The organism is Gaetbulibacter sp. M240, from assembly GCF_043876815.1.
Lineage (GTDB): Bacteria > Bacteroidota > Bacteroidia > Flavobacteriales > Flavobacteriaceae > Gaetbulibacter_A.
The window spans coordinates 680,534-703,693 of record NZ_JBAWKA010000002.1; the positions used below are offsets into that span (position 1 = coordinate 680,534).

The following is a 23,160-nucleotide window of genomic DNA, read 5'->3' on the forward strand; positions in this document are numbered from 1 at the left end:
TTAATCATGAGTACATCATTGAAATTAACAACTCCTGTTGTTTCTGTAAGCTGGCTGCATAATCATTTAGACGCCGAAAATTTAGTTGTTTTAGATGGTACCGTTGGAAAAACTCCGGATGACAATTCATCGCAAATTCCAAAGGCACGTTTTTTCGATTTACAAAATAAGTTCAGTAATATAAATGATCCGTTTCCAAATGCCTTCCCATCAATGGAGCAATTTGAAAAAGAGGCTCAAGCTTTAGGTATAAACTCTGATACAGCCATAGTGGTTTATGATGATAAAGGAATTTATTCCAGTGCACGTGTTTGGTGGATGTTCAAGGCTTTTGGTCATGATAATGTTGCTGTTTTAAGTGGAGGCTTTCCAGCATGGGAAAAAGGGGAGTACCCCGCAGAAAAAGTGCTCTCTTATTCAGGTAAGGAAGGTAATTTTAAAGCCAGGCTTCATCCAGAAATGATGGATTTCTTTAACGATGTAAAAATTGCGGTACAAAATAACACCCATACCACAATAGATGCGAGATCTGCCGACCGTTTTGAGGGTAAAGTTCCCGAGCCCCGAGTAGGTTTGCGTCAGGGTACTATACCCAACTCTGTTAATTTGCCTTTCAATGATTTATTGGAAGACGGTTGTTTAAAACCGAAAACTGAATTAGAAAAAGCCTTTAAAAAGGTAGCAGATAAAAATGATCCTATAATTTTTTCATGTGGTTCGGGAATCACAGCCTGTGTACTTGCTTTGGGTGCAACGGTAGCCGATTATAATAATATAGCCGTTTACGACGGCTCCTGGACCGAGTGGGGAAGTTTGGTTAAAGCGTGACTACTCTAAAAACTTCACTTTAAGTTCGGGAGTAGGTATCATGCACGCATCCTTTTTGCCAAACCATTTATAGCGATTTTTAGCAATAAAATCATAGATCAAATTTCGAATAAAAGGGGGTATGATGAAAAATACACACCAAATACGGTGTAGAAAACCTAATTGATAGGCAATTTTTAAGGCTGCTGTACTTTTTGTGTCAATACCTCTCTTAGGGTTATAAAGTATTACGGAATCGGTCTTGGTGGTATCTATATTAAATTTATCAATAAGATATTTTCCAGTCTCACTTTGCAAGGCAGTAAACAGGAATTGATCTTTTTTATCATATTTGATAACGTATTGTATACTGCGATTACAAAGGTTGCAAAACCCGTCAAAAAGAATTAATTTTTTATGTTCCGGGATGTTTTTCATTTTTTAACGGCTTCAACCAGTTCTAATTGTTCTAAACTCACAGTGGTGGTAAACATACCATAATTCACAATCGCTTTGTTTTTTTCGATCTTATCAATGCTTCCAACCGCACGGCCGTCCTCAAGTCTCACGCGATCTCCAACTTTAAGGATAGGTTTTGGTTTTTCAGGAACGGCCTTCGCTTTTTGCTTTTCTATTTTTTTCTTTTTTCGAATAACTTCAACCTTCTTTTCGGCTTCTTTTTTAACCTGCTCTTCTTTAGCTTTCTGAGCCTTCTTTATCTTTGCTGAAACTTTTTTGCGTTTTGAGTTTTCGATCTGAACGAGTTTGAATAATTCGTTCATCAATTCACGCTTCCGCTTATTCTCAAAATAGTTTTCAGCAAGGTCATTTACTTTCTGGCCTAAATAGATTAAACGCTGATTACTGTCGTATAATTCCTGGTAACTTTCCAGTTTCTTCTGTATTCGCGCATTTATTTCTTCTAATTTATCAGCTTCTTCAGAGGTTTTCTTCTCATTCGCTTTTAAAGATTGTCCTGTTCGCTCTAATTTAGAACGCTCTTTTTGCAGCTTAGCAATTGTAGCATCAAAACGCACTTTACTTCGTTCAATTTTTTTCTTGGCACGATTAATTAAACTAAAAGGAATACCATTTTTTTGAGCTACTTCAAATGTAAAACTACTTCCAGCCTGACCCACAACCAATTTAAACATGGGTTCCAGGGTTTTTTCATTAAAAAGCATGTTTGCATTTAACATATGCGGTAATTCGGTGGCGAGTATCTTTAAATTAGAATAATGCGTGGTAATTATACCATAGGCCTCGCGGTGATAGAATTCCTCAAGAAAGGTTTCCGCTAAAGCACCACCCAACTCCGGATCACTACCGGTACCAAATTCGTCGATAAGAAATAAAGTATTTTTATTGCATTTACTTAAGAAATAACGCATTTGCTTCAAGCGATAACTATAGGTGCTTAAATGGTTCTCTATTGATTGGTTGTCTCCAATATCACTTAGGATCCGATCGAACAAACATACTTTACTACGCTCATGTACCGGAATTAAAATACCGCTTTGTAACATTACTTGAAGCAGACCAATGGTTTTAAGCGTAATACTCTTTCCACCGGCATTAGGACCTGAGATCACAATAATGCGGCTGTCTTTTTTTAAAGCTATCGTTTGTGGATAGGTTTCTTCGTTCTTTTCTAGATTGGTCAGATATAATAAAGGATGGTAAGCATCTCTTAAAAACAGACTTTTGTCTTCGGTGAACTCAGGTAAAATAGCATTTAAAGATTTCGCATATTTGGCTTTCGCCGAAATAACATCGATCCGAATTAAAAATTCCTGATAACGCTTTAAAAGGGGTAAAAAGGGCCGAATATAGTTGGTGACCTCCTTTAAAATACGAATCACTTCCTCACGTTCCTCGTATTCCAAATTATTCAGTTCCCTAGAGTATTGTAGCGTGGTTTCCGGTTCAATATAAACAATACTACCGGTTTTACTGCCGCCCATCACACTGCCTTTTACTTTTCTTCGATACATGGCCTTTACAGCCAAAACACGTCGGTTATCTACAACAGTTTCTCGAATATCATCCAGATATTCCAGATTATGGTAGGTATTGAGCGCCGTCGCAAAACTTTGATTGATCTTGCCTTTGACTTTATTAATGGCTTGTCGTAAGCGAAACAACTCATCAGATGCCTGATCTTTTATATCGCCAAAACGATCTACAATACTATCAACCTTTTCAATAATAACTTGTGTGATTTCAATGTCAGAGGCATATTGGTAAAGGTTAGGGTAGTATTCTTCAAACTTTTTTAGAAACTTCAGAATATCATTAACGGTTAATGATAGGCTTACCAGTTTTTTTAAACTGTGCACTTCTAAAAAGGTGTTTTCAATTTTAAGTAATTGTAATTCCTTGTTTATAGCTTCAAAACCATGATTTGGAATGCGGTTATCATTATAGAATGAAGATAGATATTCATTGGTAAGTGTTAAGCTGGTCTTTAAATCCATCTCATTTGAGAAGGGCCTTATTTCTAATATTTCTTCCCGTCCTAAGGGTGTGATACAAAGCTCGCTTATTTGGTCTAAAACCCTTGGAAACTCCAGATCTTGGAGTGTTTTTTCATTAATATGTATGCGTCGTTCTTTCATAGATTTTGCCGTGCAAATTTAAAGAAAGTATTCCTTCTATTCGGGATTTGTATAGGTGTATTTTTAGTTTGAGTAAATTCCAGAATTGGAGACTGATTAACTAATATAATTCCAAATATTTTTAAACTTAGTAAGTTGTTTATAGGTCTTTAAAATCAACTGATGTTCAGGTTGTGTGAATGAAGGATCCTGATTAATGATTTTCTTGGCATAGAAACGTGCACTTTTCAAAATGTCGTTGTCCTTAATAATGTCTGCTATTTTAAGGTTTAATACCCCACTTTGCTGCGTTCCCATGATGTCACCTGGCCCTCTTAGGCGCAAATCCACTTCAGCGATCTCGAACCCATCATTAGTTGCTACCATGGTTTCCATACGGGTTTTACTGTCGGTACTCAGTTTGTGGCTGGTCATTAAGATACAATAACTTTGTTCGGCACCACGACCCACACGTCCTCGAAGCTGATGCAATTGTGACAAGCCAAAACGCTCAGCACTTTCAATAATCATAACGGAGGCGTTTGGAATATTCACGCCAACCTCTATGACTGTAGTGGCCACCATAATATTTGTTTCACCTTTTATAAAGCGTTGCATCTCATAATCCTTATCGGCAGGTTTCATTTTACCATGAACAATGGATATTTGATATTCCGGTTTTGGAAAATCACGTTCAATGCTTTCATAGCCATCCATAAGGTCTTTATAATCCATTTTCTCACTTTCTTGAATCAATGGGTACACGATGTAGATCTGGCGTCCTTTTTTAATTTCATCGCGAATAAATTTAAAAACCTGAAGCCGATTATTATCATATCGATGAACAGTTTTTACGGACTTTCTTCCCGGGGGCAATTCGTCAATAATTGAAATATCCAGATCGCCATAAACCGACATGGCCAAGGTTCTTGGAATAGGGGTGGCCGTCATGATCAAAATGTGGGGAGGTGAGTCATTTTTTCGCCATAATTTACTACGTTGAGCCACTCCAAACCGGTGCTGCTCGTCGATGATTGCAAGTCCCAAATTTTTAAATTTCACTTTATCTTCAAGTAATGCATGTGTGCCAATAAGGATGTTTAAGTCGCCATTTTCAAGATTTTCATGAATTATATTTCGTTCTGAAGTTTTAGTTGAACCAGTTAATAATGAAATACTGATATTCAATGGTTTACATAGTTCAAGTAATCCATTATAGTGCTGGACTGACAAAATTTCAGTCGGAGCCATTAAGCAGGCCTGAAAACCGTTGTCAAGTGCTATGAGCATTGACATGAAGGCTACAATGGTCTTTCCAGAACCAACATCACCCTGCAATAGGCGATTCATTTGGGCATGACTCCCCATATCGGCTCGGATTTCTTTAAGAACACGTTTCTGTGCTCCGGTTAATTCGAAGGGTAAATGGTCTTTATAAAAGGTGTTAAAATATTCACCTACCGTTTCAAAAACAAAGCCCTTGATTTTTGATTTATGGACCCTATTTTTGATGATGAGTTGCAATTGGATATAAAACAATTCTTCGAATTTTAATCGGAATTGAGCTTTAGAAAGGAGTTCCGGGCTTTTCGGAAAATGAACATTAAATAGCGCATCTTTTTTACTGACCAGTTTTAATTCGGATCGTAAATTATCTGACAAGGTTTCGGAGAATTCGCCCTTGGTTTCTAGAAATAATTGTTGCATCATGGTACTCATAACCCGGTTTGAAATGCCTCTATTCGATAACTTTTCTGTAGAAGGGTAAATAGCCTGCATGGCAGAACGTAAATTTTTTTTATGTTCTGATAAGAGTTCCATGTCGGGGTGCGGCATACTAAATCGGTTATTGAACCAATTGGTCTTTCCAAAAATCACATATGGAGTTTGTAATTTTAATCGTTCTCTGATCCATTTTTGGCCACGAAACCAAACCAATTCCATAACCCCGGTGTCATCCTGAAATGTTGCAACTAAGCGTTTACCTCGTTTTTGAGCGACCTCTTTAAAACCGGTAATAACTCCCACCACCTGTACATCGGCATTATTTCGAGGTAATTGATTTATTTTGTAGTATTGTGTTCGATCTATATATCTGTTCGGAAATAAGTTGATCAGATCCTGATAGGTATGGATACCAAGCTCCTTGCGAAGTAAGTCGGCACGATTTGGGCCGACACCTTTCAGGTAATCAATGGGTGTTTGAAGATTTACAGACATAAAGCGAATTTAGGGTATTTCATTTAAGATTAAAAGTGCTAATTTGGTCTAATCCTTGCAGACCTGTTCATATGAATAAATTACTGAGTCTACTTTTTTGTTTTTCTGCGGTTCTTAGTTACAGCCAACAAACTGATGATGTTGATTTTATTTCGGCCAAAGCGGAAATAACTTTTGATACTATTTATAGAAAGGTTTCTGGAAGCGTAACCTATTATTTCCATGTTCTGAAAGCTGTAGATTCCGTTTATTTGGATGCCAAGAACTTTGAAACTTTGTCCTATCACCTAGATGATGAAATAACAGATAGTCTATACAATGGTAAACAACTTATAATCAAACACGCTTTTAAGCCAAATACCAATCATAGTGTGACTATAAAATGGCGTACAAAGCCTACAAAGGCCTTATATTTTATTGATTGGGATTATCCGGATGGTAATAAACAGATCTGGACGCAGGGGCAGGGAAAATACACGAGTAACTGGTTACCGTCTTTGGACGATATGAATGATAAAATTATATTCGATCTGTCAATCGCCTTCAATAAGAACTATCAAGTTTTAGCTAACGGAAAGTTGAAAGGTAAAACATGCAATGATTCTACAAGTATCTGGCATTATAGTATGGAACAGCCCATGTCTAGCTATCTGGTTGCTTTGGCCATTGGTAACTATACAAAAAAAGTAAAAAATTCGCGTTCTGGTGTACCCATCGAGATGTATTACTATCCTGAAGACTCTTTAAAATTTGAACCAACTTACCGCTATACTAAGGAGATTTTCGACTTTTTTGAAGAAGAAATTGGTGTCTCGTATCCTTGGCAAAATTATAAAGTGGTTCCGGTAAAGGATTTTTTATACGCCGGGATGGAAAACACGAGTCTCACTATTTTTTCAGATAGTTTTGTAGTAGATTCCATTGGATACAACGATAATAATTTCGTGAATGTAGGAGCCCATGAATTGGCGCATCATTGGTTTGGTGATTTAGTAACGGAAACTTCCGGAACCCATCATTGGCTACAGGAAGGGTTTGCGACTTATTATGCCTTACTGGCCGAACGGAATCTTTTTGGTGAGAATTATTATTATTGGCGTCTTTATGAATACGCACAAACATTATTTAAACAGGATAAAAGTGGCGGTGGCACCTCACTTTTGAATCCCAAATCAAGTAGTGATACCTTTTACAAACACGGTGCCTGGGTATTGCATGTACTTCGGGAAAAAGTAGGTGATTCTGTATTTAGAAAATCTATAAAAGAATACCTTAATGTTCATCAATTTAAAAACGTAAGAACTGAAGATTTCTTAAGTATCGTAGAAGATTTTGGTGATGTAGATCTTAAGGCGTTTAAAAACAAGTGGATAACAGCAACTTCATTTGATTATGATACAGCTATTGAAAGTTTGAAAAAGTCCGCTTACATCCATGAATACCTTATGGCCGATTGCGAGGTTGTTAATTCAAGATGTAAAGATTATTTGGCTTCCGGAATTTCCGATGAATCTAAGATCAATATTGTTACCCAACTTAAAAACAATATTTCTAAAGAAGATTTTAAAAATTCATTACAAGTGCGTCAGGCTATAGCCCAACAGGTTACGGAAATACCGGCGAATCTTAAGACTCCATACGAAAGCCTTTTAAACGATCAATCGTATAAAACTATAGAGGCCGCTTTATTTAACTTATGGCGGAATTTTCCTAAGGATCGCTTTAAATATCTCGACCAAACCAAAGACTTGGATGGTCTGAAAACGAAAAATATTCGTTTGTTGTGGTTAACTTTAGCATTGATTACCGATGATTATAATTCAAATGAAAAGCCTAATTATTATCAGGAACTTTTAGATTATACCAGTCCAAAATATGGTTTTGAAATTCGACAAAGCGCTACGCAATACCTATACCAAATTGGGGCTTGTAATATGGAATGCCGTGAAAATTTAGAACAAGCAAGGCATCATCATAACTGGCAATTTTCTAAATTTGCCAACCAATTATTAAAAACAATGGATCAATGAAAGCATTAGTAATTTCAGGAGGCGGCAGTAAAGGCGCTTATGCCGGAGGTGTCGCCCAATATTTGATCGAGGAGGAAGGCAAAGATTACGATATGTTTTTAGGAACCTCTACAGGGAGCTTGTTGGTTCCACACTTAGCCGCTGGAAAAATTGATAAAATCTATGATGTATTTACGAATGTAAATCAAAATAAAATATTCAGTATTAACCCCTTTAGGATTAGAAAAAAGGGAAATCGTGAATATGTATCGGTTAACTTTTTTAATACCTTGGTTCAATTTATAAAACGGAAACGTACGTTTGGTGAGAGTAAGGCATTACAACGTAATATTCGACTAAACTTTACACGAGCCGAGTATAATTATATTCGAAATAATGTAGAAGATGTTGTGGTGACGGTTTCTAATTTATCGAAGAATAGGGTTGAATATAAATCTATTAATGATTTTACTTATGAAGAATTTTGCGATTGGATCTGGATATCCTGTAATTACATACCCTTTATGTCTTTAGCCACGCGTGATGGCTATGAATACGCCGACGGCGGACTGGGTTGTGTTGTTCCTATTCGCGAAGCTATTTTACGAGGTGCTACTCAGGTCGATGCTATTGTTTTAGAGTCTGAATCTATGGAATATAATAAGGTATTAGGGAAGAATCCGTTTTCCTTAATGATCAATTTATTTGGCCATTTACTGGATCAGGTGGAACGAAATGATGTGACCATTGGGAAGTTGGCAGCTAAAAACAAGGATGTAGAACTCAATCTCTATTATACACCATCAAAATTAACAGAGAATTCCTTGATTTTTAATAAAAAGCTAATGACTTCGTGGTGGCAGCAAGGCTACGACTATGCCAAAGGAAAAAGTGAGCAGGGCAAGTCTAACGAGCTTCGAATCGTTTAAATTTTACCACATTTCAGAGACTTCTTCTTTAATAAACGATAATCCTGCATCACTAGGAGCTAAACGTTCCATCATTTCGGTTAAAACGATTTCTCTAAGTTTATTGGCTGAATCTGCCTTTTCTGATAATCCGGCCTTTCTTATAAGCTGTATGGTAGCATTCTTTGAGGCTGTAACAATATTCCAGCATTTATCACTAACATAAATTTGTTGTGATAAATTGTGTTCAAATTCTTGTTCAATCGTGTGTATTAAAAGTGCCTCATAGTCTTCTTTACTTGACGATATCGGTGATACCCGAATAAGTAATTTAGAAGGTGTGATTCTTTCTAAAAAAAGCGCCATACGCTCATACGCCTGCAAACGTAATGGCATTGCATTTACTTGTAATTCTTTTTTGAGCAAAAATCTTCTACGTCCATCTTCGTTTTTAGTGTGCTCTCGGAAAAAATAATAAGCGATAATTCCCGTGATAATGGCTGGGATCGCATACATAAATAGGTCTAATATTCTGCTTATTTCCATGGTTGTTTAGTAAAGAGATTATTTGGTTTTTGTGCTTCCCAAATATACACAATCTTTTAGCTTTTGCATACCTTCGAAAGGTACTGGTGTTTTTTCATAGTTATACGCTTGATCAAGTTCTTTAGAAAGATTATGATCGTCTACGTTAATTTCAATATCATGCATTTTAAACTGGCAGGGATGTTCATAGCCTGCAGCATGGGTTATTTCTAAAAATTCTTTCCTAAAAGTTTTAAAATATTGCGCCAATCTTAATGATTTCAATGTAGGATCTATACCATTCTGTAACCATTTGTTTTGGGTGGCTACCCCGCTTGGACAACGATTGGTATGACAAATCATGGCCTGAATACAACCGATACTCATCATAGCCTCTCGGGCTACATTAATACAATCTACACCCATGGCGAATGCCATAGCTGCTTTGGCCGGGAATCCTAATTTCCCACTTCCAACAAAAACAATACGATCAGTAAGACCTTTTCGTTTAAAAAGTTTATACAAAGCACTGAACCCATAAACCCAGGGTAGTGAAACATGATCTGCAAAGCTAGGCGGGGCAGCACCGGTACCACCTTCACCGCCATCAACAGTTATAAAATCGGGACCTCTGTTTGTTCTTATCATCTCGTTGGCCAGAACTTCCCACTGATCGAGTTTACCGATAGCTGCTTTTATACCAACAGGTAATCCGGTTTCTTCTGCGACGGCCTCAATAAATTCCAATAACTCCGGAATGGTATTGAAAGCTGTGTGGTAAGCTGGAGAAAGCACATCTCTTCCAACAGGCACCCCACGTATTGCAGCAATTTCTTTTGAAATTTTTGATCCGGGTAATACACCACCTTTTCCAGGTTTTGCACCTTGGGATAATTTAATTTCAATAGCCTTGATAAACTGGTTTTCTGCAACCAGTCTCTTTAATTTTTCCATAGAAAATGAGCCATCTTCATTCCGGACACCAAAATAACCAGTACCAAAATGAAAGATAATATCACTACCATTTTTGTGATAAGGAGACAGGCCGCCCTCGCCAGTATTGTGATAGCCACCTGCCAGCTTAACACCTTTGTTTAGGGATTCTATAGCTTTTGCGGAAAGTGAACCAAAACTCATCGCTGAAACATTAATAATTGACCCCGGACGATATGGTTTTTTTCTTTTATTAAAAGCGCCCATAACTTTAGCACAGGGCACAAAATCAGGATCTATTATGTTGGGGTGATTTTCCGGAAGTTTAAAGGGAAACAATTCATTGTTTATAAATACATGCTGAATAGCATAAATATCTCTATCAGTCCCAAAACCTCTGTAATTATTTTCCCGTTTGGCAGAAGCATAGATCCAGATCCGTTCAATTCTGTTAAAAGGTAGTTCCTCTCGGTTACTGGCCACAAAATACTGTCGCATTTCCGGACCAATACTTTCCAGTAAATAGCGTAAATGACCAACTATAGGAAAATTATGTGTAATAGAGTGGGCACGCTGAAAAAAGATGTCGCGTATGGCTAATAAAATTAGGAAAATGAGAACCCAGACCCACCAACTCAACTCGGACAAAAAGTTAAGAATGCCATCCATATCATTGATTTAAATAATCTAAAGTGAGCTGAGTTAAAGCTTTTACGCCGTAAATTAAGCCGTCTTCATCAATTCTGAAATCTGGAGTATGATGCGCAAATTGTGTTGTATTTCCCGGTGTCATGCCACCCAGCTGAAAATAAAAACCAGGAACTTTTTCCTGAAAGAATGAAAAATCTTCACCACCGGTGGTTGCTTTCATCAGTTCAACCTGATTATCCCCAACCACTTTTTTTAAGCTTGGCAACATTTGATTTACCAGGTCAGGATCATTGTAAGTAATCGCCGTATTATTTTGTATCTTGAAAGTGGCTTCACCGCCATAAGCCTTAGCAATGGTTTCAGACATTTCTCGCATGCGATTAACAATCATTTCTTTCATTTTCGGATTCAGTGTTCGCACAGTTCCAATCATTTCAGCACTTTCAGGTATAATATTGAAGCGCACACCACTAGTTATTTTACCCACTGTTATTACAGCCGCCTCTTCGGTTAAATTAGCCTCCCGACTAATAATACTTTGAAATCCGTCTATGATTTTTGCAGATATGTAAATAGGATCAACGCCCATCCACGGTCTTGAACCATGCGCTTGTTTCCCTTTAACATGAACTTCAAACCGCTCAACGGCGGCCATCATTCCTTCTGGTTTATATCGCAGGGTACCTACCGGGACTGTCGATTTAATATGCAATCCAAAAATAACATCTACTTTGGGGTTTTCGAGTACGCCTTCTTTTATCATTAGAGCTGCACCACCTTCTTCTCCCGGAGGAGCACCTTCTTCTGCAGGTTGAAAAATAAATTTTACCGTGCCTTTTATTTTATCTTTATTATTGGCTAATATTTCGGCAACTCCCATTAAAATGGCCGTATGTGCATCATGACCGCAAGCATGCATAACCCCAGTTTTTGTGCCGAGGAATTCTGTTTCTACCTTACTTTTAAAGGGTAGGTTGTTACGCTCAGTTACAGGTAATGCATCAATATCTGCACGAAGCGCGACAACTTTTCCAGGCAGATCTCCCTTTAAAAGACCCACAACACCGGTGTGAGCAATCCCAATTTTAACTTCTATACCAAGCGATTTTAGGTGTTCGGCAATTTTTTCAGCAGTTCTAAATTCTCGATTGGATAATTCCGGATGTTCATGAAAGTCGCGACGCCATTCAATGACCTCAGACTCCAGGGCCAAAAATTGTTGCTCTAAATCCGATTGTGCTTGTGCAGCATAAAAGCCTGCTAATAGAAAGATGAGAACTAGTTTTTTCATGTTATGCTTAGTAATTTTCTTTAAATATATTCAAAAATTAATAAAGCAACCCCTAGCTCAGGATTGTTTATAATTATTAATAAATCTGCTTACTTAAAAGCTCAACAATGGTTATTTTCACATCATAAAAAGAATTGGAATTGGAGACTTATTTAAATCAACTAAACGACGCTCAGAAAGAGGCTACTTTACAAAAAGATGGCCCTATGATTGTTATTGCGGGTGCGGGCTCTGGTAAAACCCGAGTACTCACCTACCGCATTGCTTATTTGATGAGCCAGGGTGTTGATGCTTTTAATATTTTATCATTAACCTTTACCAATAAGGCTGCTCGTGAGATGAAAGGGCGTATCGCTGATATTGTAGGTTCCAGTGAGGCTAAGAACTTATGGATGGGAACCTTTCACTCAGTATTTGCGAAGATTCTACGCATTGAATCTGATCGTTTGGGGTATCCTAGTAATTTTACAATCTATGATACTCAGGACTCTGATAGACTCATCGCTTCCATAATTAAGGAAATGAATCTGGACAAAGATGTTTATAAGTATAAACAAATTCGATCCAGGATTTCATCCTATAAAAATAATCTCATTACCGTAAAAGCCTATTTTCAAAATCCGGAGTTGATTGAAGCAGACGCCATGGCTAGAAGGCCCAGAATGGGTGATGTTTACAGGGAATATGTAGATCGTTGCTTTAAAGCCGGGGCTATGGATTTTGATGATCTTTTATTAAAAACCAATGAACTTTTAACCCGGTTTCCAGAAGTATTAGCTAAGTACCAAAACCGCTTTAAATACATTTTAGTAGATGAGTATCAGGATACGAACCATTCACAATATCTTATTGTACGCGCGTTATCAGATAAATTTCAAAACATTTGTGTGGTAGGTGATGATGCTCAAAGTATTTATGCCTTCAGAGGTGCAAATATTAATAATATTCTCAATTTTCAAAAAGATTATGATGATGTTAAAGTGTTTCGTTTAGAGCAGAATTACCGATCCACAAAAAACATTGTGAATGCGGGTAATTCTATTATCGATAAAAATCAAACCAAACTTGAAAAAATAGTTTGGACCGCTAACGACGATGGTCAAAAAATTCAAGTACACCGTTCTTTAACCGATGCGGATGAAGGACGTTATGTAGCTAATAGCATCTTCGAAAATAAAATGAATAATCAGTTGGCGAACAGTGATTTTGCCATTTTATATCGTACTAATGCACAGTCACGTTCTATAGAGGACGCGCTTCGGAAACGTGATATTCCTTATCGTATCTATGGAGGATTATCATTTTATCAGCGTAAAGAGATCAAGGATGTCCTATCTTATCTACGATTAGTGGTAAATCCTGCGGATGAAGAAGCTTTGAAACGTATTATTAATTTTCCGGCTCGGGGTATTGGGCAAACCACAATTGATAAACTTATCGTGGCAGCAAATGCTGAGAATAAAACCATTTTCGATATTATGAAAAATATCGCGAGCTCGACGGTAAAGCTCAATTCTGGAACTAAAACAAAACTTGAAAATTTTGTAACGCTTATTGAAAGTTACCAGGTGATGAACCAAACTGCTGATGTTTTTGAACTGGCTGAGCACGTTACCCGAACAAGTGGATTAATTAAAGAATTCAATAAAGATGGTACTCCTGAGGGTGTAACCCGGATGGAAAATATTGAAGAATTGTTAAACGGGATGAAGGATTTTGTTGAAGGGCAAATGGAAGTAGCCGATGCCACGGGATCTTTAGCTGAATTTTTGGAAGACGTTGCCTTGGCTACCGATCTGGATAGTGATAAAGGAGATAGTGATCATGTTGCTTTAATGACGATACATTTAGCTAAAGGTTTAGAATTTCCTTACGTTTATATCGTTGGTCTCGAAGAAGATTTATTTCCTAGTGCCATGAGTATGAATACGCGCAGTGAACTGGAGGAAGAGCGGCGCTTGTTTTATGTAGCTCTAACACGGGCTGAAAAGCAAGCTTATTTAACTTACGCCTTAACACGGTATCGTTGGGGAAAACTTATAGATTCCGAACCAAGTCGGTTTATTGAGGAAATCGACGAACAATATTTGGACATTGTTACTCCGATTGAAGAACGCCGCATAAACCCAATGCTTAGCGCCGATATTTTTGGTGATGTAGAGCCTAACCAAATTCGTTTTAAACCGGCAAAAAAAGTCAATTTCAAAAAGGGAAAACCCAAAAACGAACCCGAAAAATTCCAGGTTTCTGCCCCAAAAAACCTAAAACCTGTTTCTAAGACTAATGGAAAAACGAATCTTTTTGATAATGAATTGGTTGTTGGAAATGTGGTAAAACATCTTCGGTTTGGAACTGGTGAAGTTCTAAAGATTGAAGGTGCTGGCGCAGACATGAAGGCTGAAATTAAGTTTCAACATGGTGGTGTTAAAAAACTACTGCTCCGTTTTGCAAAGCTGGAAGTTTTAAGTTAATTTAAAAGAGCATTAATTCAAGACTCTAAAAACAATTTATCTTTTTAATAATAAGTTTAATGAACTTTGAGCTTCGCTTATCGTTCTAAAAGTTCGTCATTATGGCTGAAATCATTAGAATTTACGAAGAGAATCCTAACCCTAAGGCCATCGCGAAGGTTGTGAAGGTTTTAAAAAACGGCGGACTAATCATTTATCCTACTGATACCGTTTATGGTTTAGGCTGCGATATTAATAATGTAAAAGCATTGGAACGGGTCGCCTTGATAAAACAAGTGAAACTGGAAAAATCTAATTTTTCCTTTGTTTGCCATGATTTAAGTAATCTTAGCGATTATGTAAAACAGATCGACACCAAAACTTTTAAAATTTTGAAGCGAGCTTTACCAGGCCCATATACCTTTATTCTTCCGGGTTCTAATAATTTACCAAATCCTTTCAAAAAACGTAAAACTGTTGGTATTCGGGTGCCAAATAATAATATTGCTCTAGAGATTGTGAAAGGTCTTGGAAATCCTATTATCTCTACTTCGATCAGAGATGAAGACGAAATTTTAGAATATACCACGGACCCCGAACTTATTCAAGAGAAATGGGATAACTTAGTTGAATTGGTTGTTGATGGTGGTTATGGAGGTAATGAAGCCTCTACCGTTATAGATCTTTCTGAAACGCCACCTGTTATTATCAGAGAAGGCAAGGGTGGTCTAGAAATATTATAAATAAAAAAAAAGCTCAGCAAAAATGCTGAGCTTTTTATAAGTTTTATTCCTTAAGCTTAGTTTCCACCAGCTTCAAGATTTTTCATTTCTTGTTCTATCATTTCATAGAATTGATCAATCTTAGGTAAGATCACAATTCTAGTACGTCTGTTCATTGCTCTGTGTTCAGGAGTGTCATTGTCAACTAACGGTACATAAGAACTACGACCTGCAGCAATTAACTGACCTGGATTTACACCTAAGTCCTGTAATACACGAATTATAGAGGTTGATCTTTTCACACTTAAATCCCAGTTATCTAATAACGGTGGTTGGTTGTATGGAACATTATCAGTATTTCCTTCAACCATACATTCGAAATTCGGTTTGCTATTCACTACTTTCGCTACTTTCGCTAAAACCTCTTTAGCTCTTGAAGTTACAGTATAGCTACCGCTTTTGAATAATAGATTATCGGCAATTGAGATAAAAACAACACCTTTTTCAACATTCACTTCGATGTCTGGATCATTGATTCCAACCTCTCGTTTAATGCTAGTTACTAAAGCAAGTGTTACACTATCCTTTTTGGTTAAAGCATCTTGTAAACGTGTAATTTTAAGATCTTTTTCTTTTATGCTTTCTAAAGTTTTCTCAACATTGCTTGCGCCTTTTGCAGAGAGTATTTGTAAATTATCATTGCTTTTTCGTAAATCAGCAACTTGTTCTTCCAAAGCAGCTGCTCTAGCCGTAGCAGAAGCGCGTTCTTCTAAACATGAGTTCAATTTTACTGTTGCTGAGTTCAATAAGTCTTGAGTTTCTTTTTGTTTTGCTTCTAGGTCAGTGTACTGCTTTTTAGAAACACAAGAGCTTAGAATAAAAAGTGCAGAAGCTCCAAGTAAGAGTATTTTTTTCATAATTATGTTAATGAGATTTTTTAAGATTCGATATTTATTTTATAAACACTTCAAAAATAGGTAAAAAACGGCTGAATCTCGAACGATTAACAAAACTTTTGCTAATTTTTTACAAACTTTTAAAGTATCTGTTTTTATTTACGAAATAACGAATAACAATGGATTTTATTTGGTAATAATTTTTTTTGTTTAATGTTAATTTCCGTTGATGATATAGTGTCTTGAAATGACCGTAAAAAGATAAATGGGCTTTTAAAATAGCAAGCATAAATTTGGGTTTTCCATCTAAAATAAATTTCATTGCGGCCAGGCCATCTAAAATAAGGCGCACAAGTACAATATACAGTAAAATCCCTTTGGCATTTTTAGTAAGGGTATACAGGCTATTTCTAAAATTTAAGAACACTTTTCTAGCATCGGTATTTTTCAACGTAGCTCCACCGAGATGGTATACCGTAGATTGCCCGATATATTTTATCTCATACCCTTTGTTATTTGCCCGCCAACATAAATCAATCTCTTCCATGTGGGCAAAGAACGAATCATCAAACCCACCTAACTCTTTAAAAACTTTTGTACGAATGAAAAAAGCGGCACCGCTGGCCCAAAAAATAGAAGCTAAATCATTGAATTGACCTTCATCTTTTTCTATGGTATTAAAAATTCGTCCACGGCAGTACGGGTAACCGAACTTATCAATAAAACCACCCGCCGCACCAGCATATTCAAAGTAATCCTTGTTTTTGTAATCTAATAATTTTGGCTGAGCGATTACTGTATTGTGTTCCGATTTAAAACAAGCCACAATAGGCTTTAACCAGTTTTTGGTAACTTCAACATCGCTATTCAATAAACAAACCACATCGGCATTAACAGATTTAAGCCCTTTGTTATAACCCGTTGCAAAACCATAATTTTTTTGATGCTGAATAATCTGAACAGAAGGAAATTCTTTTTTTACAAAATTCACAGAATCATCTTTTGAAGCATTATCGATCAAAATAATCGCGGCTTCTCCAGAAAATTGGACTACAGAGGGTAAAAAAGTTTTTAACAGCTCCTTTCCATTCCAATTTAATATGACGACAGCGAGTTTCATTTAAGCGTATTCGGGGATATCTTTTAAAAAGTGATAACGACTTTGTTGGTAATCCATAGCACAATAATAGTGATTTAAACCGTTAGTTATCATTAAATACCGTGCATTCAATGCTAAATTATAACGTGCTATTTGATCGAAGGTGTTTTGTGTAATCGGGACTTTTGGTGCTTTACATTCTACCACAAGGTGTATGCTGCCATTGGGATTGAACACAACAATATCATAACGTTTTTTTAAATCGTTAATCAGAAGTTCTTTCTCAACATTGATAAGTGATTTAGGAAATCCTTTAATTTCCATTAAAAACTGTAAGCAGTTTTGCCGTACCCATTCCTCAGGTTGTAGAATCACAAATTTTTTACGAATAGGATCAAAAATAGATACTTTATTTTCCCTATTTTTGAATCGAAATGAAAACTTTGGAAAGTCTAATTCTTGCATGTATTCGTAATGATTTTTTCAAAGGTAACTTACTACAACAAAAAAGCAAATAGGAATTCAAAAATGTTATGTTCTTGAATTTTTTAAATTGAATTTTCTCTGATTTGGACGAAGTAAAACAACTAGTAGCAGATATAAAAAAGGGTCAAATAAAGCCTATTTATTTTTTAATGGGTGAAGAACCTTATTATATTGATAAGCTATCTGAATTTATTGAAACAACGGTGTTATCTGAGGCAGAGCGCGGCTTCAATCAAATGGTATTGTATGGTCGCGACGTAACCATTGATGATATTGTTGCTCAGGCGAAACGATACCCCATGATGGCCGACCATCAGGTTGTTATTGTAAAAGAGGCTCAGGATCTGTCCAGAACCATTGAAAAATTGAGCGCTTACGCGGAAGCACCACAGCCATCTACTGTTTTGGTGCTGAATTACAAGTATAAAAAAATAGATAAGCGTAAAGCACTTTATAAGGCTATCCGAAAACAAGGTGTGGTATATGAGAGTAATAAATTGTACGATAATCAGGTAGTCGATTGGATTCGTCGTATTTTGGCACCGAAAAACTACACTATTTCCCCGAAAGCTGCGCAAATGCTGGTTGAATTTTTAGGGACCGAACTTAGTAAGATCAATAATGAATTAGAGAAATTACAGATTATTTTAGAACCTGGAAGCCAGATCACACCTGAGATAATAGAGGAAAATATAGGAATAAGTAAGGACTTTAATAATTTTGAACTTCGTAAGGCAATAGGAAATCGTGATGCTAGGAAGACCTTTCAGATCGTTAAATATTTCTCGGAAAATCCAAAAGATAATCCCATGATTGTTACGGTTGCGCTACTATTCAATTTTTTTTCTCAGCTTTTAACCTATCATGGATTACTTGATAAATCACCAAAAAGTGTGGCTTCTGCTTTAAAAATCAGTCCGTATTTTGTAAATGAATATGTTACAGCTGCCAGAAATTACCCGATGAAAAAGGTGAGTGTTATCGTATCGCACTTACGAACTTTCGATGTAAAAAGTAAAGGGGTAAATTCCAATGCGGTTCCTCAAGGCGACCTGCTTAAAGAGCTTATGGCGAAGATACTGGCTTAAAACCAACTTACATATACACGGATATTGTTAATCCGAACATGGTAAAAAACAAAAGGATGAGAACCAAAGGGATCACAAATTTTAACCATTTATCGTAACCAACTTTAACGATTGCCAGAGAAGCGAGTATTAATCCTGTAGGGCTGATAAATGCGAAAAGCCCCATGCCATAATTATAGGCGTTTACAATAAATTCTCTTCCGATGCCAACACCATCAGCCAAAGGCGACATAATTGGCATAGTTAAAACAGCCATTCCGGATGAAGAAGGAATAAAAAATGACAAGCCACCGTAAATGTATAGCATGGCATTAATAAAAATACCCTTGTTCATGCCACTGGTTAAATTACTGGCATAGTACAACATGGTGTCGCTAATCAGTCCGTCTTCCATAATTACAGTTATGCCTCTGGCAATACCAATAATTAAGGCCACGCCTAGTAGTTCTCCAGCCCCTTTAACGAAAGTATCAACAAATTGAGACTCTCTGATCTTTCCTATAAAACCTATGAGCACAGATCCAACGAGAAAAACGGAGGTCATTTTTATAAACCACCAACCTTCCACAGATACGCCGTAAACCATGATTACAAAACACATGGTAAAAACAAAAAGGATGAGACGTAAACGGTTGGTTAGGGTTATAGAAGCATTGGTAGTATTTCCAAAATGATTTTCGATAGCTTCTTTTTGACTGAAAATAATGGATTTAGATGGGTCTTTTTTTACTTTCTTGGCATAAACTAAAATATAAATAATACAAATTGTGGTTCCCAGAACAAAAAACAGGATTCGGTTGGTAATTCCTGAAGTCCAGTTTATACCTGCGGCATCGGAGGCAATAATAGCGCTAAACGGATTAGTGGTAGCACACATGGTTCCAATTGAAGACCCAATGTAAATGGAAGCCAGTGCTACCATGGCGTCGTATTTGGCAGCCAGAAAAATAGGAATAAGAATAGGGTAGAAGGCGATGGTTTCTTCGGCAAGACCAAAGGTGGTACCTCCTAAAGCGATCAAAAAAGTAACAGCTATTATCAGGACGAATTCTCTACCTTTTAAGGTCTTAGCGAGCCAAGAAATGCCTGCATCGAATGCACCAGTCAAATTCATTATTCCGATAAGTCCACCAATTACCAAGACCAGAAAAATAATGTCAGCTGCCTCGATGATCCCTTTGATTGGTGACTCTATCAAAGCAACAATACCTTGTGGTTTCGCTCCAAGATTTTTATAAGTTCCAGGAATATTTATGGGTTTCCATATATCGCCACTTGTAAATTTTTCTAAGGGAATTTTTATTCCAAGTTCATCTAATGTTTTCTGAGTAACAGGTAAGGTTTTCTGGTGGTCCAAACCTGCTCGGATAAATGTGTTATCAGCAGAATTAAAGCTTAAAGTATCATATTTTCCTGCAGGAACTATAAAGGTCATTAAAGCCACCAATGCCGCGATAATCAATAAAATGGTTTGAGCCGTGGGGAACTTCCTTTTTTTCAATAGATTTACATTTAAATAAATTAAAGATAGTACTTTTTTAGAAAGTTTTTATGGAATTAAAAATTGATGATCGCTGGAAATCCTTACTACAAGAGGAATTTGATAAGCCTTACTTTGAAGCCTTGACACAATTCGTAAAGTCAGAGTATGCGAATCATGAATGCTTCCCACCGGCCAATCAGATTTTTAATGCCTTCAACCACTGTCATCCCGAGGATTTAAAGGTGGTCATTATTGGTCAAGACCCATATCACGGCCATGGACAAGCCAATGGTTTATGTTTTTCTGTAAACGATGGGGTGCAACATCCTCCATCTTTAGTAAATATTTTTAAGGAAGTTTCAAATGACCTTGGAAAGCCATATCCTGAAAGTGGCAATTTAATGTCTTGGGCAGACCAAGGTGTTTTGTTGCTTAATGCGACCTTAACAGTTCGGACTCATCAAGCCGGTAGCCACCAAAGCAAAGGCTGGGAGAATTTTACAGATGCCGTTATTAAAAAAATTAATAGTACAACAACGGGAATTATATTTTTATTGTGGGGTGGTTATGCAAAGAAGAAATTAAAACTGATTAATACTTCAAAGCATTTTATTCTAACCTCAGGACACCCTTCACCTTTGAGTGCGAATAGAGGCTATTGGTTTGGAAATAAACATTTCAGTAAAGTCAATAAAGTTCTTTATGAGCAGGGTAAACTGCCAATTAACTGGTGATTAAAAAAAGGAAATCTTTAATTAGTAATTAGCTACCTGTAGGTGCTAATTCTTCAGATTCATCGATTCTAATTCTAGTATTAAGAATTACCGGTTTTTTATTAATCCGTGTTTTACGAGAAATTTTGTTACAGCTAAATTTTAGCAAAATAAAATTAATGGAGAGAAGAACCGCAATAGCAAGGGTAATTTTTAAAATCATAGGCATTAGGGCTTTTGTAGGAAATCGCAGGTCATAATAGATGAAATGCAAATATTCACGTTTAATTAATAGCTATAAGCAAAGATAATAAAAAAAAGACTACAAGCAAATAGCTAAAGTACTAATTTAAAATTTCTGATAAATCGTTATTTTTTTGACTATAATTTTAGATTTTTACTAAAATTGAACATTCAATATTTCCAAATAGCCAAACTTTTTATGAATTGAGCAAAAATCTTTTTTTAGAAGCGAGGCCTTGTTTTTATTAAATATGAATTATTTTTGATAAAATTTTAAGTATGACGTCACCAAAGTGGATTACCGTAAAAGAATATGAGGATATAACCTATAAAAAATGTGAAGGTGTCGCTCGTATAGCGTTTAACAGACCAGAGGTTCGGAATGCTTTCAGACCGAAAACAACCAAAGAACTTTATGATGCTTTTTATGACGCAAATGAAGACACCTCTATTGGTGTGGTATTACTTTCGGCTGAAGGGCCTTCTCCCAAAGATGGTGTTTATTCCTTTTGTAGTGGCGGTGATCAAAAAGCTCGTGGACATCAAGGTTATGTTGGTGATGACGGCTATCACAGGTTAAATATATTAGAGGTGCAACGATTAATTCGTTTTATGCCTAAAGCTGTTATTGCTGTGGTTCCTGGTTGGGCTGTTGGTGGCGGACATAGTTTACATGTGGTTTGCGACTTGACACTGGCCAGTAAAGAACACGCTATTTTCAAACAAACTGATGCGGATGTCACAAGTTTTGATGGCGGTTATGGTTCAGCCTATTTAGCTAAAATGGTCGGGCAGAAAAAAGCACGTGAAATCTTCTTTTTAGGTCGTAATTACTCGGCACAGGAAGCCTTTGACATGGGTATGGTAAATGCGGTTGTGCCACATGTGGAATTGGAAAGTACTGCTTTTGAATGGGCTCAGGAAATATTGGCAAAATCACCTACATCTATTAAAATGCTAAAGTTTGCTATGAATCTTACTGATGATGGCATGGTAGGGCAGCAGGTATTTGCAGGAGAAGCCACTCGTTTGGCCTATATGACCGATGAAGCCAAGGAGGGCCGTGATGCGTTTTTAGAAAAACGTAAGCCAAACTTTGATAAAAAATGGATTCCATGATGAATAATCTATCGGTCTGGATCGCATCCATGCGTTTAAGGACCTTGCCTTTATCAGTTTCCGGAATTATTTTGGCCACATTTCTAGCCCTTAAAATGGGGTATTTTAGTTGGTCAATATTTATTTTGGCGCTTCTTACAACTTTGAGTTTTCAGATACTTTCAAATTTAGCAAACGATTATGGTGATGGCTTAAAAGGAACTGATAACGCTAATCGTATTGGTCCGGAACGCGCCATTCAAAGTGGAAAAATTACACCGAAACAAATGCAAAACGCCATTTATATTAATGCTTTTTTAGCGCTCTTGTTTTCTGCAATTTTAATTTTCACGGCATTCGGCTCATCACAAGTTATTTTAATTTTAATATTTTTTGTTTTGGGTATTGCCTCTATTGTAGCAGCCATAAAGTATACGGTAGGGAAGGAAGCCTACGGCTATAAAGGGCTGGGGGATCTGTTTGTGTTTATTTTTTTTGGACTCATAAGTGTTGCAGGTGGTTATGTTTTGTATGCGAAAACACTGGATGCTATTGTTTATTTGCCCGCTGTAACTATTGGACTTTTAAGTGCTGGTGTTCTTAACCTTAATAATTTACGCGATATAGCTTCGGATGAAGCCTCAAAAAAGAATACTCTGGCCGTGAAATTAGGAGCTAAGAAAACAAAGGTCTACCATAATGTGTTAATAATTTCTGCTGTGGTATTTTCAGCTTTGTTTGGTATTTTGTATTTTCAATCCTATTATAGTTTGATATTTATCGTCAGCTATCTGCCCCTGCTACTGCATTTAAACCGTTTTAATAAAAATAAGGTTCCAAAGCTATTGGACCCGGAACTCAAAAAATTGGCTTTAACTACCGTGTTATTAGCTGTTTTAATGGGGTTGGGTCAAGTTTTATGAGAACAGAGTAGTAACAAT

Annotated in this window: 19 protein-coding genes; 9 read left to right on the forward strand and 10 right to left on the reverse strand. The window is 36.7% G+C overall.

Translation table 11 applies throughout. From position 1 onward, the window contains the following. The first annotated feature begins 6 nt into the window (after positions 1-6). The gene (locus V8G61_RS08615) at positions 7-828 is read left to right on the forward strand and encodes a sulfurtransferase (protein WP_394875145.1); all 822 of its coding nucleotides are present in this window, start codon (positions 7-9) and stop codon (positions 826-828) included. Here the strand turns inward: V8G61_RS08615 and V8G61_RS08620 are convergent, their stop codons facing one another. The 3 genes from V8G61_RS08620 to recG all read right to left on the reverse strand — a co-directional run bounded on the left by V8G61_RS08620 (position 829) and on the right by recG (position 5,624). After that, the gene (locus V8G61_RS08620; RefSeq protein ID WP_394875146.1) at positions 829-1,245 is read right to left on the reverse strand and encodes a thiol-disulfide oxidoreductase DCC family protein; all 417 of its coding nucleotides are present in this window, start codon (positions 1,243-1,245) and stop codon (positions 829-831) included. After that, positions 1,242-3,425 (reverse strand): DNA mismatch repair protein MutS, encoded by a 2,184-nt coding sequence (locus V8G61_RS08625; RefSeq protein WP_394875147.1) that lies wholly within the window; start codon positions 3,423-3,425, stop codon positions 1,242-1,244. Before V8G61_RS08625 ends, V8G61_RS08620 begins: the two co-directional genes overlap by 4 nt. A 96-nt stretch (positions 3,426-3,521) precedes the next feature. Next, positions 3,522-5,624: an ATP-dependent DNA helicase RecG gene (gene recG, locus V8G61_RS08630; protein WP_394875148.1), complete on the reverse strand. Its 2,103-nt coding sequence runs from the start codon at positions 5,622-5,624 to the stop codon at positions 3,522-3,524. 71 nt (positions 5,625-5,695) lie between these two features. Between recG and V8G61_RS08635 the strand changes: the two genes are divergently transcribed. Both V8G61_RS08635 and V8G61_RS08640 read left to right on the forward strand, forming a co-directional pair. Beyond that, positions 5,696-7,654 carry a M1 family metallopeptidase gene (locus V8G61_RS08635; protein WP_394875149.1) on the forward strand — a complete coding sequence of 653 codons (1,959 nt, stop codon included), beginning with the start codon at positions 5,696-5,698 and terminating at the stop codon, positions 7,652-7,654. After that, positions 7,651-8,562 (forward strand): patatin family protein, encoded by a 912-nt coding sequence (locus V8G61_RS08640; protein WP_394875150.1) that lies wholly within the window; start codon positions 7,651-7,653, stop codon positions 8,560-8,562. Before V8G61_RS08635 ends, V8G61_RS08640 begins: the two co-directional genes overlap by 4 nt. A gap of 3 nt (positions 8,563-8,565) precedes the next feature. Here the strand turns inward: V8G61_RS08640 and V8G61_RS08645 are convergent, their stop codons facing one another. The 3 genes from V8G61_RS08645 to V8G61_RS08655 are packed head-to-tail and all read right to left on the reverse strand — an operon-like array spanning position 8,566 to position 11,941. Beyond that, positions 8,566-9,087 carry a hypothetical protein gene (locus V8G61_RS08645; RefSeq protein ID WP_394875151.1) on the reverse strand — a complete coding sequence of 174 codons (522 nt, stop codon included), beginning with the start codon at positions 9,085-9,087 and terminating at the stop codon, positions 8,566-8,568. An 18-nt stretch (positions 9,088-9,105) separates the two neighbouring features. Next, positions 9,106-10,668: an FMN-binding glutamate synthase family protein gene (locus tag V8G61_RS08650; protein WP_394875152.1), complete on the reverse strand. Its 1,563-nt coding sequence runs from the start codon at positions 10,666-10,668 to the stop codon at positions 9,106-9,108. 1 nt (position 10,669) lies between these two features. Then, entirely contained in the window at positions 10,670-11,941 is a 1,272-nt protein-coding gene (locus V8G61_RS08655) for an amidohydrolase (RefSeq protein ID WP_394875153.1), read from the reverse strand. A 140-nt stretch (positions 11,942-12,081) separates the two neighbouring features. On the opposite strand from V8G61_RS08655, the gene V8G61_RS08660 reads away from it, so the two are divergent. Next, entirely contained in the window at positions 12,082-14,412 is a 2,331-nt protein-coding gene (locus V8G61_RS08660) for an ATP-dependent helicase (protein ID WP_394875154.1), read from the forward strand. Between the two features lie 101 nt (positions 14,413-14,513). Beyond that, positions 14,514-15,134 carry an L-threonylcarbamoyladenylate synthase gene (locus V8G61_RS08665; RefSeq protein ID WP_394875155.1) on the forward strand — a complete coding sequence of 207 codons (621 nt, stop codon included), beginning with the start codon at positions 14,514-14,516 and terminating at the stop codon, positions 15,132-15,134. A gap of 56 nt (positions 15,135-15,190) precedes the next feature. Here V8G61_RS08665 and V8G61_RS08670 read toward each other — a convergent pair whose 3' ends face one another. From V8G61_RS08670 to V8G61_RS08680, 3 genes are all read right to left on the reverse strand, one after another. Beyond that, positions 15,191-16,030: an OmpA family protein gene (locus V8G61_RS08670; protein ID WP_394875156.1), complete on the reverse strand. Its 840-nt coding sequence runs from the start codon at positions 16,028-16,030 to the stop codon at positions 15,191-15,193. 109 nt (positions 16,031-16,139) lie between these two features. Continuing rightward, positions 16,140-17,129: a glycosyltransferase family 2 protein gene (locus V8G61_RS08675; protein ID WP_394875157.1), complete on the reverse strand. Its 990-nt coding sequence runs from the start codon at positions 17,127-17,129 to the stop codon at positions 16,140-16,142. Beyond that, complete coding sequence (locus tag V8G61_RS08680) at positions 17,130-17,573, reverse strand: type I restriction enzyme HsdR N-terminal domain-containing protein (protein WP_394875158.1); 444 nt, start codon at positions 17,571-17,573, stop codon at positions 17,130-17,132. It lies immediately after the preceding gene. 104 nt (positions 17,574-17,677) lie between these two features. On the opposite strand from V8G61_RS08680, the gene holA reads away from it, so the two are divergent. Beyond that, positions 17,678-18,682, forward strand: a complete 1,005-nt coding sequence (holA, locus tag V8G61_RS08685) for a DNA polymerase III subunit delta (protein WP_394875159.1) — start codon at positions 17,678-17,680, stop codon at positions 18,680-18,682. A gap of 7 nt (positions 18,683-18,689) precedes the next feature. Here the strand turns inward: holA and V8G61_RS08690 are convergent, their stop codons facing one another. Next, positions 18,690-20,183, reverse strand: coding sequence for a YfcC family protein (locus tag V8G61_RS08690; RefSeq protein WP_394875160.1), 1,494 nt, complete (start codon positions 20,181-20,183; stop codon positions 18,690-18,692). 50 nt (positions 20,184-20,233) lie between these two features. Here V8G61_RS08690 and ung point away from each other — a divergent pair, with 50 nt between their 5' ends. From ung to menA, 3 genes are all read left to right on the forward strand, one after another. Beyond that, complete coding sequence (gene ung / locus V8G61_RS08695) at positions 20,234-20,899, forward strand: uracil-DNA glycosylase (protein ID WP_394875161.1); 666 nt, start codon at positions 20,234-20,236, stop codon at positions 20,897-20,899. A gap of 501 nt (positions 20,900-21,400) precedes the next feature. Continuing rightward, positions 21,401-22,240 carry a 1,4-dihydroxy-2-naphthoyl-CoA synthase gene (locus V8G61_RS08700; RefSeq protein ID WP_394875162.1) on the forward strand — a complete coding sequence of 280 codons (840 nt, stop codon included), beginning with the start codon at positions 21,401-21,403 and terminating at the stop codon, positions 22,238-22,240. Continuing rightward, positions 22,237-23,142, forward strand: a complete 906-nt coding sequence (gene menA / locus V8G61_RS08705; protein ID WP_394875163.1) for a 1,4-dihydroxy-2-naphthoate octaprenyltransferase — start codon at positions 22,237-22,239, stop codon at positions 23,140-23,142. The genes V8G61_RS08700 and menA overlap by 4 nt, the downstream gene beginning before the upstream one ends. Positions 23,143-23,160 lie beyond the last annotated feature (18 nt).

Excerpts from the sequence above, each read along its gene's own strand:
- V8G61_RS08650 (WP_394875152.1), bottom strand. The coding sequence starts at position 10,668 with ATGGATGGCATTCTTAACTTTTTGTCCGAGTTGAGTTGGTGGGTCTGG.
- V8G61_RS08645 (WP_394875151.1), bottom strand. The coding sequence starts at position 9,087 with ATGGAAATAAGCAGAATATTAGACCTATTTATGTATGCGATCCCAGCC.
- ung (WP_394875161.1), top strand. The coding sequence starts at position 20,234 with ATGGAATTAAAAATTGATGATCGCTGGAAATCCTTACTACAAGAGGAA.
- V8G61_RS08620 (WP_394875146.1), bottom strand. The coding sequence starts at position 1,245 with ATGAAAAACATCCCGGAACATAAAAAATTAATTCTTTTTGACGGGTTT.
- V8G61_RS08670 (WP_394875156.1), bottom strand. The coding sequence starts at position 16,030 with ATGAAAAAAATACTCTTACTTGGAGCTTCTGCACTTTTTATTCTAAGC.
- V8G61_RS08700 (WP_394875162.1), top strand. The coding sequence starts at position 21,401 with ATGACGTCACCAAAGTGGATTACCGTAAAAGAATATGAGGATATAACC.
- recG (WP_394875148.1), bottom strand. The coding sequence starts at position 5,624 with ATGTCTGTAAATCTTCAAACACCCATTGATTACCTGAAAGGTGTCGGC.
- V8G61_RS08625 (WP_394875147.1), bottom strand. The coding sequence starts at position 3,425 with ATGAAAGAACGACGCATACATATTAATGAAAAAACACTCCAAGATCTG.
- V8G61_RS08680 (WP_394875158.1), bottom strand. The coding sequence starts at position 17,573 with ATGCAAGAATTAGACTTTCCAAAGTTTTCATTTCGATTCAAAAATAGG.
- V8G61_RS08665 (WP_394875155.1), top strand. The coding sequence starts at position 14,514 with ATGGCTGAAATCATTAGAATTTACGAAGAGAATCCTAACCCTAAGGCC.
- menA (WP_394875163.1), top strand. The coding sequence starts at position 22,237 with ATGATGAATAATCTATCGGTCTGGATCGCATCCATGCGTTTAAGGACC.
- V8G61_RS08635 (WP_394875149.1), top strand. The coding sequence starts at position 5,696 with ATGAATAAATTACTGAGTCTACTTTTTTGTTTTTCTGCGGTTCTTAGT.
- V8G61_RS08655 (WP_394875153.1), bottom strand. The coding sequence starts at position 11,941 with ATGAAAAAACTAGTTCTCATCTTTCTATTAGCAGGCTTTTATGCTGCA.
- V8G61_RS08615 (WP_394875145.1), top strand. The coding sequence starts at position 7 with ATGAGTACATCATTGAAATTAACAACTCCTGTTGTTTCTGTAAGCTGG.
- V8G61_RS08675 (WP_394875157.1), bottom strand. The coding sequence starts at position 17,129 with ATGAAACTCGCTGTCGTCATATTAAATTGGAATGGAAAGGAGCTGTTA.
- V8G61_RS08640 (WP_394875150.1), top strand. The coding sequence starts at position 7,651 with ATGAAAGCATTAGTAATTTCAGGAGGCGGCAGTAAAGGCGCTTATGCC.